General features: G+C 69.8%; 15 protein-coding genes. 10 read left to right on the top strand and 5 right to left on the bottom strand.

Annotation, left to right across the window (positions count from 1 at the left end):
* Positions 1 to 151 precede the first annotated feature (151 nt).
* The gene (locus tag ACIRP7_RS40995; protein WP_403670685.1) at positions 152 to 1,018 is read left to right on the top strand and encodes a hypothetical protein; all 867 of its coding nucleotides are present in this window, start codon (positions 152 to 154) and stop codon (positions 1,016 to 1,018) included.
* Positions 1,019 to 1,368: 350 nt separating this feature from the next.
* On the opposite strand, the gene ACIRP7_RS40990 is transcribed toward ACIRP7_RS40995, so the two are convergent.
* Complete coding sequence (locus ACIRP7_RS40990; protein ID WP_403670682.1) at positions 1,369 to 2,124, bottom strand: DeoR/GlpR family DNA-binding transcription regulator; 756 nt, start codon at positions 2,122 to 2,124, stop codon at positions 1,369 to 1,371.
* A gap of 48 nt (positions 2,125 to 2,172) precedes the next feature.
* Here ACIRP7_RS40990 and ACIRP7_RS40985 point away from each other — a divergent pair, with 48 nt between their 5' ends.
* From ACIRP7_RS40985 to ACIRP7_RS40970, 4 genes are all read left to right on the top strand, one after another.
* On the top strand, positions 2,173 to 2,556 hold the full coding sequence (locus ACIRP7_RS40985; protein WP_403670680.1) for a DUF4406 domain-containing protein: 384 nt from the start codon (positions 2,173 to 2,175) through the stop codon (positions 2,554 to 2,556).
* Positions 2,553 to 3,227: an NUDIX domain-containing protein gene (locus ACIRP7_RS40980; protein ID WP_403670678.1), complete on the top strand. Its 675-nt coding sequence runs from the start codon at positions 2,553 to 2,555 to the stop codon at positions 3,225 to 3,227. The genes ACIRP7_RS40985 and ACIRP7_RS40980 overlap by 4 nt, the downstream gene beginning before the upstream one ends.
* A gap of 293 nt (positions 3,228 to 3,520) precedes the next feature.
* Complete coding sequence (locus ACIRP7_RS40975) at positions 3,521 to 3,730, top strand: DUF6207 family protein (protein WP_403670675.1); 210 nt, start codon at positions 3,521 to 3,523, stop codon at positions 3,728 to 3,730.
* 125 nt (positions 3,731 to 3,855) lie between these two features.
* Positions 3,856 to 4,089, top strand: a complete 234-nt coding sequence (locus tag ACIRP7_RS40970) for a hypothetical protein (protein WP_403670673.1) — start codon at positions 3,856 to 3,858, stop codon at positions 4,087 to 4,089.
* Between the two features lie 170 nt (positions 4,090 to 4,259).
* Here ACIRP7_RS40970 and ACIRP7_RS40965 read toward each other — a convergent pair whose 3' ends face one another.
* The gene (locus tag ACIRP7_RS40965) at positions 4,260 to 5,249 is read right to left on the bottom strand and encodes a helix-turn-helix transcriptional regulator (RefSeq protein ID WP_403670671.1); all 990 of its coding nucleotides are present in this window, start codon (positions 5,247 to 5,249) and stop codon (positions 4,260 to 4,262) included.
* Positions 5,250 to 5,342: 93 nt separating this feature from the next.
* Here ACIRP7_RS40965 and ACIRP7_RS40960 point away from each other — a divergent pair, with 93 nt between their 5' ends.
* Positions 5,343 to 5,741, top strand: a complete 399-nt coding sequence (locus ACIRP7_RS40960; protein WP_403670668.1) for a VOC family protein — start codon at positions 5,343 to 5,345, stop codon at positions 5,739 to 5,741.
* Positions 5,668 to 6,141: a helix-turn-helix domain-containing protein gene (locus ACIRP7_RS40955; protein ID WP_403670665.1), complete on the top strand. Its 474-nt coding sequence runs from the start codon at positions 5,668 to 5,670 to the stop codon at positions 6,139 to 6,141. The genes ACIRP7_RS40960 and ACIRP7_RS40955 overlap by 74 nt, the downstream gene beginning before the upstream one ends.
* Positions 6,142 to 6,330: 189 nt before the next feature.
* On the opposite strand, the gene ACIRP7_RS40950 is transcribed toward ACIRP7_RS40955, so the two are convergent.
* From ACIRP7_RS40950 to ACIRP7_RS40940, 3 genes are all read right to left on the bottom strand, one after another.
* Positions 6,331 to 7,557, bottom strand: a complete 1,227-nt coding sequence (locus ACIRP7_RS40950) for a hypothetical protein (protein ID WP_403670662.1) — start codon at positions 7,555 to 7,557, stop codon at positions 6,331 to 6,333.
* A 31-nt stretch (positions 7,558 to 7,588) separates the two neighbouring features.
* Positions 7,589 to 8,638 (bottom strand): PP2C family protein-serine/threonine phosphatase, encoded by a 1,050-nt coding sequence (locus ACIRP7_RS40945; protein ID WP_403670659.1) that lies wholly within the window; start codon positions 8,636 to 8,638, stop codon positions 7,589 to 7,591.
* Positions 8,639 to 9,142: 504 nt separating this feature from the next.
* Entirely contained in the window at positions 9,143 to 9,406 is a 264-nt protein-coding gene (locus ACIRP7_RS40940; RefSeq protein ID WP_403670656.1) for a hypothetical protein, read from the bottom strand.
* Between the two features lie 175 nt (positions 9,407 to 9,581).
* Between ACIRP7_RS40940 and ACIRP7_RS40935 the strand changes: the two genes are divergently transcribed.
* Genes ACIRP7_RS40935 through ACIRP7_RS40925 form a run of 3 tightly spaced genes read left to right on the top strand, consistent with a single transcriptional unit; the run spans position 9,582 to position 12,692 of the window.
* Positions 9,582 to 11,423, top strand: coding sequence for a phage tail sheath family protein (locus ACIRP7_RS40935; protein ID WP_403670653.1), 1,842 nt, complete (start codon positions 9,582 to 9,584; stop codon positions 11,421 to 11,423).
* 11 nt (positions 11,424 to 11,434) lie between these two features.
* Entirely contained in the window at positions 11,435 to 11,956 is a 522-nt protein-coding gene (locus ACIRP7_RS40930) for a phage tail protein (RefSeq protein WP_403670650.1), read from the top strand.
* A gap of 4 nt (positions 11,957 to 11,960) precedes the next feature.
* Positions 11,961 to 12,692, top strand: coding sequence for a hypothetical protein (locus ACIRP7_RS40925; protein WP_403670648.1), 732 nt, complete (start codon positions 11,961 to 11,963; stop codon positions 12,690 to 12,692).
* Positions 12,693 to 13,364 lie beyond the last annotated feature (672 nt).

Genomic DNA, 13,364 nt, shown 5'->3' with positions numbered 1-13,364 from the left:
GCCGGTCCCCTCCGCCGGGGCGTTGATCCGACCGGACACCTCCGACTGGACCGCCACCCCCGCCAGCTCGCGGGGATGAGCATCGTCGGCAGCGGCGAGGCCCCGTTCTGATGCAGCAGACCGAAGGGACGACATGCGGATTCCGGAAGGCATGACCGAGGACCAGTGGTGGTGGCTCCGCATCCGGCACCCGCGAACCCGGTGCTTCTTCCTCCACTGGCCGGAGGCCACCCCAGCCAGCCATCAGAACATCCGGGTCTACAGCCGCGATGGGATCGACTGGGCGCGACTGGTCCGGAAGGTCTGCCATGCGTGTAAGCGAGGGGTCATCTCGAAGATCTCACTGACGCCCGACGTGCAGCGGCAGGGCCTTGGATCCCTGTTGATCGACCGAGCCCTGATGGACGGTCCCGCGTCCAGCAATAGCAAGGAGGTCGACTGCACCGATCAGTCGCTGAGCCAGGCCGACTGGATGAAGTACTGCTCCGGCAAGGCCGACACGGGTGGGGACGGTAGGGCGGGCACGCAGACGCTGGCGTTCGGGAAGGCTGCCATGACGGTCGGCGCCCAGACTCCCGCCGATGGGAGTGCGGGTGGCGAGGCGCTTGAGGTGGCGCCAACGACGGTGGTCTATCAGGCGGAGACGATGGGGAGCGTGTCCGTCAACGGCACGTTCGCGATCATCACGGTGAAGGATCGTGCGCCTGCTGGGTCGGCGGCGGAGTCGGCGCCGATCGAGCTTGGCGGCTGGCAGTGGATCGCCCCTGACGGCCAGGCCCTCGCCGAGGGCGAGAACGACGCCTCCTCCATTACGCCCAACGGGTTCAGTGGGGGCGGCACGATCCCTGCCGGCGCCTACAAATGGCGCACGATCGCCTTCGACCTCACCGAGAAGCAGCGAGGCGGCACGATCCTCTACACCGACGGCGACGGTGCCACTTTTCGGTGGAAGGTGCCTGCCAAGGACAGCGGACCCGAGTTGGCGCAGTTGAAGAAGGGCATGGAAGGCAACTACTAGGCCGTGCCCGCGCTGGCTGGACGCCTCAGGCGGCAAAATCCCGCTAACCGCCGACCGCTTCCCTGGCCGCCGCACCACCGGCGGCCCTGGCGCGCCGGCTCCGCCCGGCGCGGAACCCGGCGAGGGCGCCCCGATCCCCGGCAGCGTCCACGCACGCCTATTCCTGCCCTCACCCTCCTCAACTCCAGCCAGGGCATGGGCGAAGGGGGTCGCAACGGTGGCTCTGTTCATCAGAACAGCAGATGTCCACCACTTCGGGAGGCACTGCGCGTGGAGATTGTTCGATTCACTACGGGCCCAGCACCTCAGAGGGCGCTCCTGCCGGTCCGAGATCCCGGATTCGGCTCTCATCAGGCTGCGAGGACCTCCACGCCGAGTGTCTTGACTTGCTCGATGACCGTGTCGTGGGGATCGGCGTCGGTGATCAGCCCGGTGATCTTCTCCCACGGCAGGACGCGGTAGGGCGAGGCCGTGCCGATCTTCTCGCAGGAGGCGAGGATGTAGGTGTCCGCGGCCCGCGCGGACAGGGCACGCTTCATCGCCGCCTCCTCGGCGTCCCCCGTGGTCAGTCCGGCCTCGGGATGGACACCGGTGACGCCGAGCAGGCACAGGTCGGCGGAGACGTTCTGCGCGGCCTCGACCGCGGCGGCGCCGCAGGTGACCGCCGAGTGCTTGAAGACGCGCCCTCCGAGGAGGAAGAGCTCCGCCCGCGGGTGGTCGATCAGAGCGGTGGCGATCGTCGGACTGTGGGTGATCACCGTGCAGGCGAGGTCCTTCGGGAGCGCCCGCGCCACAGCGAGGGCGGTGGTGCCACCGTCGAGGATCACCGAGCCGCCCGGCCGCACCAGTGCGGCGGCCACTGAGGCGACCTTCCGTTTGCCGTCCGGGGCCACCGCCTGCCGGGCGTCGTAGTCCACCACTGCGGGAGACGCGGGCAGCGCGCCACCGTACACCCTTTGGCACAACCCCTCGGCGGCGAGATCGCGAAGGTCACGCCGCACGCTGTCCTCGGAAATGCCCAGTTCGGCGGCGACATCCTTGGCCAAGATCTTTCCCGTACGGGCGAGCAGGTCGAGCAGGTGCCCGCGTCGTTCAGCAGCCAGCATTCACGTTCCTTCCTGTTCTTGCACGATTCTGCATGTACCTTAGCCGCCATGACCGACAAGCCCCTGCTCATCCTCATCGCAGGTCCCTACCGTTCCGGCACCGACGGCAACCCGCAGGCCATGGCCGCCAACCTCGCCCGCCTGGAAACCGCGGCCTGGCCCGTCTTCGCGGCCGGACATCTCCCCATGATCGGCGAGTGGATCGCCCTGCCCGTCCTCCGCTCCGCCGGCGCGGCCCCCACCGACCCCCTCGCCGACCAGGTCCTCTACCCGACCGCCGACCGGCTGCTCGCCCATTGCAACGCCGTGCTGCGCCTGCCGGGCGAATCCGCCGGCGCCGACCAGGACGTCGCCACCGCCCGCCGCCGCGGCCTGCCCGTCTACCACGACGTCGCCGAGATTCCGCGCCGCACCCCGCAGGAGACCATGTGACGAGCAGCCCGGGTGTCGACACCCCCGATCACCGCGGACGCACCGCTCTCCACCTCGCCGGACGCGACCTCGACCGCAACCCCGACGTCCGGATACGCGACGTCGAACTCACCTCCCAGGGCTGGCACGTCCTGCGCCGCACCACCTTCGACTACCGGCGCCGCGACGGACGGTGGGAGACACAGCAGCGCGAGACCTACGACCGCGGCAACGGCGCCGTCGTCCTTCCCTACGACACCGAACGCAGCCGCGTCCTGCTCACCCGCCAGTTCCGCTACCCGGCCTACGTGAACGGCCACCCCGACGGCATGCTCATCGAGGCGGCGGCCGGACTGCTCGACGCGCAAGACCCGCACACCGCGATCCGCCGCGAGAGCGCCGAAGAACTCGGCATCAGACTCGGCCCGCTCACCCACGTGCTTGACGCCTACATGAGCCCGGGCTCCGTCACCGAGCGCCTCCACTTCTTCGCCGCCCCCTACACCCCGGCCGACCGGACCGGCACGGGCGGAGGAATCGAGGAAGAGGGCGAGGACATCGAAGTCCTCGAACTTCCCTTTGCCGAGGCCCTCGCCATGACCCGCGACGGACGCATCACCGACGGCAAGACCATCCTGCTCCTGCAATGGGCAGCCCTGTGCGGGCCCTTCGCCCGACAGCAGAACGTCTGAAAGTCCGCCTTCGTCAGATACGCCCAGGAAGGCAGAGCGTTCGATTGCGGGACGGCTCAGGTGCCTCCCGAAGTGGTGAACATCTGCTGTCCGTTCTGACGAACAGAGCCACAACGGGGATGTCAGCGGCCCGACCACGCCGTAAACGCGTGGTGACCTGGGCGGACTCCAGGACGCGGTGAAGGCCCGCGCAACCTCTACCGCAACTCCTAGCGCAACCCGGGGCCCTACGCGGTCGGGTGAAGACCACGGGATCGGAGAACTTCTGCACGCCCCGGCGCGTAGTGCCAGGCATGAGGGAGATCACTGACGCGCACGTGGCAGAACCGGGCCTGGCCGCAGTGGAGGTCGCGGCCGCCGATGACGAGACCGCCTTCGCCATCCAGGAGCTGCTCGCCGCGCGGTGTGCGATCGTACCGGCACCACCGAACGACCCGGGAACCCGGCGAGCCCGGTGTACGGCTGCACTGCTCCTGGATCCGCGCCAGGAGCCCGGCTCGTAGCACCGTGGTGCGGCGCGGCCGTGTCCCGCTGACCAGCCGTGTCAGGCTCATGGTCGGGCCGGTGGTCGTGTGTGCTCACGCCGCTCGGTTTGCGGACGGACGGGCCGGGTGGAAGGCATGGGGCCGTGACGTGGACGCTGCCGGAACCGATGCTCGCCGCCCCTGTGTCCGACCCGACTCTGCCGCCTGGGTGGGCGACAGAGCCGAAGTGGGACGGGTTCAGGGCCCGGTTGTCCGTCGACGCGGGCCGGGTGGTGCTGCGCTCCAGGCGCGGCACCGAGATGCTGCCGGCGTTTCCAGAGATCGAGGCCGGGGCCGCGCAGCTGCCGGACGCGACGGCGCTGGACGGCGTTATGTGACCTGCACGGGTGTCTCAGGTGCTCGGTGTCTCAGGTGCTCGGTGTCTCAGGTGCTCGGTGTCTCAGGTGCTCGGTGTCTCAGGTGACTTGCCCTTGACCGGGACGTGACCCGTGTTGCCCCCGTCCGTCTCCACCTAGGTGTGCCATCTCATGACATTGGTTCCTCGGAGTCAGGTTCGGCGGGCGTAGGACGTGAGGCGATCGGCGAGCGCGATGACGAGGTCGCGTAGTTCATCGGGGCGCTCGATGACGAACGGCCGGTCAAGTGAGGCGAGTACTGGAGGCACCCAGTCGAGCCGCTCCGCCCGTAGCTCGACGCGCAGCCAGCGCTCGGTCGCCTGGTCCTGGCCTGCCGCGGGCTCGTGCTCCTCCAGGCTCGCGACGCCGGCGGGAAGGTGGGCGCGGATCTGCTCAACTGTCCCGTGGATCCGCAAGGTCACCTCATGCCGGTACTCGGCCGTGGCGAACCCTGACAACACGCGCTGTGCCGGGCCGGGCCCCACGGGCGCTTCGAATGAGCCGGGCAGGGTCCGCGGGTCTGCGATGCGATCGAGCCGGAAGGTTCGGTCCTCGCCGATCCGGGCGTCCTTGCCCGTGACGTACCACCGGCCCGCATGGGCGACGATCCCGTACGCGTGCAGCGTGCGTGCGCTGCGCTGTCCGTCGCGGTCGGTGTAGTGGATCGAGACCGGTCGGCGGTGGCGCACCGCATCGGCGATGGTGAGCAGGACCCCAGCGTCCGGGGTGTCGAACTCGCCGGGCTGGTCCGTGAAGGCGAGAGCCTCCAGAAGTGTGTCGAGCCGGCGGGCGATGTGCTTCGGCAGCACCCGCCGGATCTTCGCTGATGCCGTCTCGTTTGCCGTGCGCTCCGTCGTCGTCAGCCCTGCCCGGCGGCCGGCGACCAGGCCGAGCAGCACGGCCAGCGCCTCGTCGTCGCTGAGCATGAGCGGAGGCAAGCGGTACCCGGGGGCGAGCCGGTACCCGCCGTAGCGGCCGCGCACGGATTCCACGGGCACATCCAGGTCGATCAGCTGGTCCACATACCGCCGCACGGTGCGCCCTTCGACGCCGAGCCGGTCGGCCAGTTCGGCCACCGTCCGGGTGCCACCCGATTGCAGCAACTCCAGGAGCGTCAGCACGCGGGCAGTGGGTCGGGGCATGTGCACAACCTAACGCGAATACAGGACCGATTCTGTCCACTATTTCTCCTAGCCTGCGCAGTGCACGCCTCCAGCACAGCCAAGGAGATCCCCATGGACTTCGTCTCGATCCGCATTATCACCAGCGACGTAGCGCGTCTCGTCGAGTTCTACGAGCGGGCCACAGGGGCGCGGGCGTCGTGGGCCACCGAGGACTTCGCCGAACTCAAAACCGCGGGCGCCACCCTCGCGATCGCCGGCACCCGCACCGTCCCGCTGTTCGCCCCGGGCTCTGCCCGCCCGGCGGACAACCACAGCGTGATCACCGAGTTCCTCGTCGACGACGTGGACCGCGTTCGCCAGAACCTGACCGGCTTCGTCACCGACTTCGTCACCGAGCCCACGACGATGCCCTGGGGCAACCGGTCGCTGCTGTTCCGTGACCCCGACGGCAACCTCGTCAACTTTTTCACCCCCGTCACCCCGGCGGCCATCGAAAAGTTCGCACGCTGACGCCACGCACAGCCGCTCACGCGGGAGCCCTGAGGTCCCAGGGCTCCCGGTGAACGCGGCCGCCGAGTCCGGGAGCGCCGCCGGCAGGGGACATCGGAACGCACCACTGACCCCCGAAGGACGTCTGCGCTTGTGCCTGCGGGTCGACATCGGACGTCCGATCGCACACGTCGCTGCGGAAGCCGGGATCTCCCGCCGCTGCCTGGCCGAGTGGTACGCCCGCTGGCGCGGGCACGGCGAGACCGGACTGCTCGACCACTCCTCCCGCCCCGCCAAGGCTGACACGCCCCCACGCCCCGCAGCACCATCACGAAGCCGCGCGCCATCTCCCCGCTCCGAGACCACCCACTGCGGTGATCTGGCAGTGAACAGGGGCCTGGTGATGAGACACACGTGGTAGCTCGCATAAATGGCGAGTTGGTCGTATGGGGCACCGCGGGTCGGCTCGCCTTCGAGCATCGCCCGGTCCTGTACACGAAGAAGGTACGGGGCCGGGCTTGCTTGCCACCCGCCGTGGACTCGGCCCGTCTGCCGGACGGTCTTGGCCGGGGGCAGCGGGCTATTTCGCCGTCTGCATGGCCGGGTGTCATCAGTCCACGGAGTACGCCTTCTCGCCCACCATGAAGGGCGCGTCGGTCGGGCCTTTGATGTAGGGGCTACGCCAGATAAGGCGGTGCTCCTGAGCGCTGGGGTACCACTGTCGGACCTTGTGCATCCGGACCGTCCATCGGTGGTGGTAGGCCCGGCTCGTCTGGCCGTCCTCCGCCGAACGCTGCGCGGGCACCTGGTTGGCGAGGCGGATAACGCGGACGTCGGGGTCCGCCGGCTTTGCCCCAGGCTGGCTCCGGGGGCTGTTCTGGCCGGGTTCCCGCGGGGTGCCGAGGACTGTGACGCCCTGGGCGGCGAGCCGCCAGAACGCGAACGCATAGCGGGAGGCGAAGTCGTCGTAGGTGTCTGTGATGCGCCCGCCGTCCCACCGCCCTTCCTCCGGCGGCTGTGCGCTGTGCTGGGCGACCTGGTTCAGGACGGTATTGAGCCTGCGGTGCTCTTCGGAAATCTCGGCGTGCCGCTCGCCGCTCTCAGCGGAAAGGGCGCCGTCTGCCCGCAGACCGTAGATTCCGTCAGGGACAAGCGGGGGAAGCGGTGAGCCGGTGGCGCGCGCCTGGGCGACGGCAAGGCGCCAGGACTCCGGCTGTACGGGGCCGTCGCGGTCCATGAAGCACGTGAGCTGGACCCCCGGATACTGGGCGTCGGGCAGGACCTGGTCCTGGGTGACGAACTGCCAGCCGAACGCGCGGATGTCGGAGAGGGAGCCGCCCCGGTTCTCCACCACAACCGGCTCCGGCAATACCAGTAGCCCCGTCGGCATGGGGATGTCCCTGTCCTTGTTGAGGGTGGCGACGTCAGCGGGCTCCAGGGTGGCGGCCGCCGCCATGACCGCCGCGTGCGCGGCCGGCGAGATGACGAGGACCGCGGCGCCGTCGAGAAGCTTCAGAACCTGCCGGATCTGCCACCGCGCCGCCTCAATCGGGCTGGACGGCCACGGCCGCCCCATCCCCTGCTTGCCGAGCATCATCGCGAACGCCATGTTCTCGCGGTGCTGTTCAGGCACGTCGCTGTGGTGAAGCACGGTGCGTAATTCCGCCATCCGGTTGCTCACGTTCGACGCCATCATCGTGCGTACCCACATGTTGTCCTGCAGGAGCCGGCGGCTGTCGGCTCGTGTCTGGTGTGCGGCGCGGGCCGCCTTGGCGGCGCTCCAAGTCGACGAAGTGTCGCGGCTGCGCTGCTTCTTACCTCGGCTCGCTTTACCCAACTTCTTCCCCTCCCGGTCGCTCCGACAGGTGCTACCCGAGGCTGCCCGCCGGGACACCGGAGGATCCGGACAGAAGGATCAGTCGGGGTTGGACCGGCGGGCGCGGCCGCGGCGGATGACCTCCCGTGGCGACGCTCACGGTGAAACCGCCGCCTGGGGCGGGTTGCAGGGTGCCGAAGACGCAGGTGCAGAACCGGCTGCCCATCGAGGGATCGAGGAGCAGGGCGCTGTTGAGGGCGTCGAGGACTTCGGTGGGGTCGTCGTGGTGCTGGGCGGCTGCGCGCAGGGTGTAGCGGGTCAGGGAGGTGACGGCGGCGGCTTCGGCGCCCTTGCCGCACACGTCCCCGAGGAAGAACGCCCAGCGCTGTCCGCCCAGGGAGAAGACGTCGTAGAAGTCACCGCCGACGTCCCGGGGCGAGTCGGTCTGGTAGTGGCAGGCCAGCTCCAGCCCCAGAATCGGCGGCAGGACGGGAGGCAACAGGGTGCGCTGGAGGGTGGTGGCGAACGCGGTGATCGCCTCCGTGTCCCGCTCGGCCCGCGTCCGCGCTTCCTCCTCCGTCTTGCGGCGTTCCTGTTCCTCGCGCAGCAGCCGCAGGCCCGAAAGTCGCAGCTCCATGGCGTCCAGGACCACCGCGGCCAGGTCGGCCAGGGTTTCGGTGTCGGCCTCGGTGATCAGACGCGGTTTGGTGTCCAGGACATTGACCGTGCCCAGCCGGTGGCCGTCGGCGGTGATGATCGGCGCCGCCGCGTAGAACCGCACCCCCAGAGGACCGGTAACCAGCGGATTGGTGCAGGCGGTCGGATCGGTAAGGGTGTCGGGGATCACCAGCGCGTCATCGCGCAGGATCGCCGACCCGCACAGTCCCGGGTCCCGGCCAATCTCCGCGACCCCTTCCAGGCCGTGAATGGCCTTGAACCAGATCCGGTCGGCATCGACGATCGTCACGCTGGCCACGGGGACATCGAACAGGCGGGCGGCCATCGCCGCGACCCGGTCGAACGCCCCGTCGGGCGGCGTGTCGAGGATGTCGTAGCGGCGCACCGCCTCCATCCGCGCCGCCTCCACCTGGGCCGGCGGCACCCGCCTCAGCCGCGGCTCACCCCGACGAAGCCTCAGGGACACCTGCCATCGCTCAGCTTCTGTCCTCCGCGACGGAACCGGTCCCAGCGCCCAGTCCTCGACCACCGACCCTACGACAGCAGCGAAACCCGCCTCTGCCTCCTGCGCATCAACCACTCGCCCACGCTGTTTCTCCACATGAACGCGCCAATAGCCAGCAAGAGCTGGCCCGATGGCAATCGGTCCACGTCCGATGTCACAGGACACACGGTGAGCGTGACGGGTGGCTGGGACCTCTCGCTTCCCAGGAGTGCTGGGGGACTGGGGTGTGTCAGTTCCGGAGCGGCGGCCAGACGTGCGGGCCGGTGCACTGCCCGCAGGCGGCGCAGCCGGCGCACTCCATGCAGAACTGCTTCGGGAAGCGCGGGCACGAGCAGATCGGGTTGTCGTCCGGGTCATCGTCGCCCTCGAACCAGGGCTCCCCGAGCGGCGGCGTGTAGTCGACGTGGACCTGGCCGTCGGCCGTCAGGTCCTCGTACCGAGTGCCACAGCCCGTCGCCTGGCCGAGGGCCTGGCGGCCTCCCGCCGCCGTCGATCCGCGTCCGGTGCCAGCAGCCGGTCCCATTCCCAGTACCGGTGCAGCTTGTGCACCAGGTCGTCGGCGTCCTCGGTACGGCGGTCGATCTCCAGCAGCACCGGCACCCCAGCCGCCACCCCGTACACCAACAAGCCGCCTCCGAGCGTCACGTCCCTGTCGGACGCCATGCCGCCGACCAGTGGGCAGGTCATCACCTGATCGAAGCAACCGTCGGCGCACAAAGCGCGGTGATCCGATTTGTCTGTATACGGTGATCGCGGATGACGATCAACGTCCTGCCGGGCCGACGTCCGGCAAACCCACGTCCCTCGCATAGTCCCCGCAGACACCAGGAGGGCGCATGCCGGACGGAGAGAAGGTGCTGGCATGCCGGTGAACGTCACCTACCCGGGCGTCTACATCGACGAGGTCAAGAGTTCCGTCAGGACGATCACGGGCGTTCCGACCTCGGTCGCCGCGTTCGTCGGACACGCCCCGCGCGGTCCGGTGGACCGGCCGGTGCACATCACCGGCTGGGCCGACTACGAGGCCAACTTCGGTGGCCTCCAGGCGCACTGCCCGATGAGCTACGCGGTGTACCAGTTCTACCTGAACGGCGGGAGCGAGGCAGAGATCGTCAGAGTGGTGAAGGAGGACGAGCAGATCGTCCACCTCCCGCTCACGTCGGGCCCGGCCGCACGACAGCCCGCCCGGTCGTCGTCCCCGCCAGCGGAGAGCGGCGAGGGAGGGGAACCCTCCCTCGCCGGTGGGGAGGACGCTGCTTCCGGCGAGCAGAACAGAGGACGGGGCGGAGCGGGCGGCGCCGCCAGGTCGGCCTCCGGTCGTCCGGGCGCGGAACCCGCCGGCTCACCAGGCCTCGTCGCCGCCTCGCCGGGACGGTGGGCGCGGCACCTGCGCGCCCGTGTCGACCACGACACCTCCGAGTTCAAACCGTCCGAGGTGGAGGCCGACCCGGACCTGCGGCGCGAGCTGTTCAACCTGACGGTCCGCGACATGGCGACCGGCGCCGAGGAGCGGTACCTCAACGTCAGTGTCAAACCGGGCAGTCCGCGCAGCCTCGCCCAGCTCCTGGAATCCTCCCAACTCGTCCGGGTCGCCTCCGGCGCTTCCCTCGACACGGTGCCACCGGCCAACCCCGCCCCGGAGGACGGTTCCGATCCGTTCGCCCCCAAGACGCCGGACGCGCCGGAGGGGCAGGTGCCGTACTACTACGCACCGGTCGACGTCGACGCGAGCGGCGCCGACGAGGACCCTCTTCCGCCGCCTTTGACGGTCTACGCGGGCAAGGCGGCGAAGAAGACCGGCCTGTACCAGTTGTTGAAGACGGATATCTTCAACATGCTCTGCCTGCCGGACGCCCACTGGCTCGACGAGCACGAGCCGGGCGCGGCCAAGTCCTTGCGGGCCGATGCGCTGCAACTGTGCCTCCAACGACGGGCCGTCCTCCTGGTCGACCCGCCCCGGTCATGGACGAGCGCGGCACCGAGTGGCGATTCCAACGCCGGTGTCGTGGCCGCTGTCCTCGCCAGTGCGGAGGATGTCGAAGCGGGCGACGGCGGTAGGAACGCCGCGGTCTACTATCCCCGTGTCCTCGCGCCCGACCCGCTGCTCGGCGGGGCCGTCCGGCCCTTTCCACCCTGCGGGGTGATGGCCGGCGTCCTGGCCCGCACCGACGTCCAGCGAGGGGTGTGGAAGGCCCCGGCCGGTACAGACGCCTCGCTGAGCGGTGTCAGCGACCTCGAAGTGCCACTGACCGATCTGGAGATCGGACGCCTCAACCCGGTCGGCATCAACTGCCTGCGGCGGCTGCCTGCGGCCGGCCCGGTTGCCTGGGGAGCCCGCACCCTGCGCGGGGCCGACCGGCTCGCCGACGAATGGAAGTACCTGCCGGTCCGCCGCCTGGCCCTCTTCATCGAGGAGAGCCTGTTCCGGGGCACGCAGTGGGTGGTGTTCGAGCCGAACGACGAACCGCTGTGGGCGTCCGTCCGGCTCAACGTCGGCGCGTTCATGAACTCGCTGTTCCGCGCCGGCGCGTTCCAGGGCCGGACTCCCCAGGAGGCCTACCTGGTCAAGTGCGACAAGGACACCAACCCGCAGAACGACATCGATCGCGGAGTCGTGAACATCCACGTGGGCTTCGCCCCTCTGAAACCCGCGGAGTTCGTGATCGTCCACATCCAGCAACTCGCCGGTCAGATCCAGGTCTAGGAGGACGACCGATGCCGGAAGTCACACGCCGCGATCCCTTCAAGAACTTCCGGTTCCGGGTGAAGTTCAGCGGGGAGACGGTCTACATCGCCGGAATCAGCAAGGTCAGCGGGCTCAGGCGGACGACCGAGGTCATCCGGCACCGCGACGGCGGAGACCCCGGCACCAGCCGCAAGCTCCCCGGCCGCACCGAGTACGAGGCCATCACCCTGGAACGGGGATGCACCATCGACACGGCCTTCGAGGGATGGGCCAACAGGGTCTGGAGCCTGAAGAACTCGGCGGGCGGCCTCGAGACCTCCCTCAAGGACTTCCGGCGCGACCTCATCATCGACGTCTTCGACGAGGGCGGCCAGCAGGTGCTGTCCTACTCCGTCCACGACTGCTGGGTCTCCGAGTACCAGGGCCTACACGAACTCGACGCCGGGTCCAACGCCGTCGCCTTCGAGCGGATCAAGGTGGAACACCACGGCTGGGTGCGGGAACACACCGACCCGCCGCAGGTGCCGCAGTTCACCGATACCTCCGGGTGACAGCATGCCGCGTCGACTGACAGAGGCGAACGTCCTCGAGGTCTGGGAGGGCGGACTCGACAGCACGCCAGCGGCCCGCGCCCTGCTGATCGCCTCGATGGCGATGGCGTCCCGCGGCGAACAGGACGTCGCCGACCTGCCGTTGAGCGCCGTCAACACCCTCCTCCTGGACCTGCGGTGCGGCGCGTTCGGAGACGCGCTGCCCTGCACGACCGACTGCCCGGCCTGCGGCGACAGCCTCGACGTCACCGTGGCGGCGGAAGAACTGCGGCCGGCCGCGGCGGGCGGTCGGACCGGTGAGGCAGTCGCCGTCCCGGCCACGCTGACGACGGGCGGCTTCACGATCACCTACCGTGCCCTCACCGGTCGGGACGTCCGGGCCGTCGACCCCACGGCACCCGGGGCACGTCGGACTCTGGTGCGCCGATGCGTGCTGAGCATCAGCCCGCCCGTCGACGACCTGCCCGACGAAGTACTCGACGGATTGGCCTCGCGGTTGGCGGAGCTCGACCCGGGGGCCGACACCATACTGACGCTGGACTGCCCGCAGTGCGAGCACCGTTGGGAGGCCGCCCTCGACATCGCCGACCACGTGTGGACCGACGTGTCCGGCTACGCGCGCAGGGTCCTGCACGATGTCCACGCCCTGGCGCGGGCCTACGGCTGGTCGGAGGCCGACGTGCTGTCGGTCAGCCCGGCGCGGCGGCAGTTCTATCTGAAGGTGAGCTCCGGATGACCGACTTCGTGGACCGGCTGCTCGGAGCGCCGGGCCCGCGCCTCCGACCGCTGGCACCCAACGTCTTCGACCCACGCGCGCCACGCCTGCCGGGCGGCGCGGACCGGGCGGACGCGGACCTCGTGGAAGGTGGCGAGGAGTTGACGGCGGCCACGAGTGCGGCGACGGCGGCTGACATGTCGCCTCACACGGCGGCTGTTCCGGCGACTGCAGCGACGGCGACTGATGCGGCCGGTTCGACTCCGCCGACCTCGCCGGATCCGCCGTCCCTGCCTGTGGCTGTCGCCGGAGCCGGTGATGACGACGATGACGACACGGACAAGGGGGTGGATCCTGGTGAGCGGGTCGCGTCCGTGCCCCCGTACGTCGGCAACCCGCAGCCTTCCCGTACCGGCGCCGTGACTGGTGACCGCACTGCGTCGGCCGACCCGTCACCGACGGACGAGGACCGCACCCGTTCCGCCCACGGGCAACCGGGGCATGGTCCTGCGCAGCCCAACCGTCCCGACCGCCCCGACTCCCCCCACCGCCCCGATCGCCGTGACCACCCGCATCGGCCCACCGTCGGACCGGGGCATCGCGCGTTCGCCTCCCCGCCGCTGGCCGATGGGCCTACGTCCGCCGCCGATACGCCCACCCGGACCGACCCGACGGGTCTCACTGCCACGCCGT

Origin of the sequence: Streptomyces sp. NPDC102270 (assembly GCF_044766405.1) — a bacterium.
Classification (GTDB): domain Bacteria; phylum Actinomycetota; class Actinomycetes; order Streptomycetales; family Streptomycetaceae; genus Streptomyces.
Note: the sequence above shows the minus strand (reverse complement) of the source record. Positions and strands in the feature narration are given on the sequence as shown.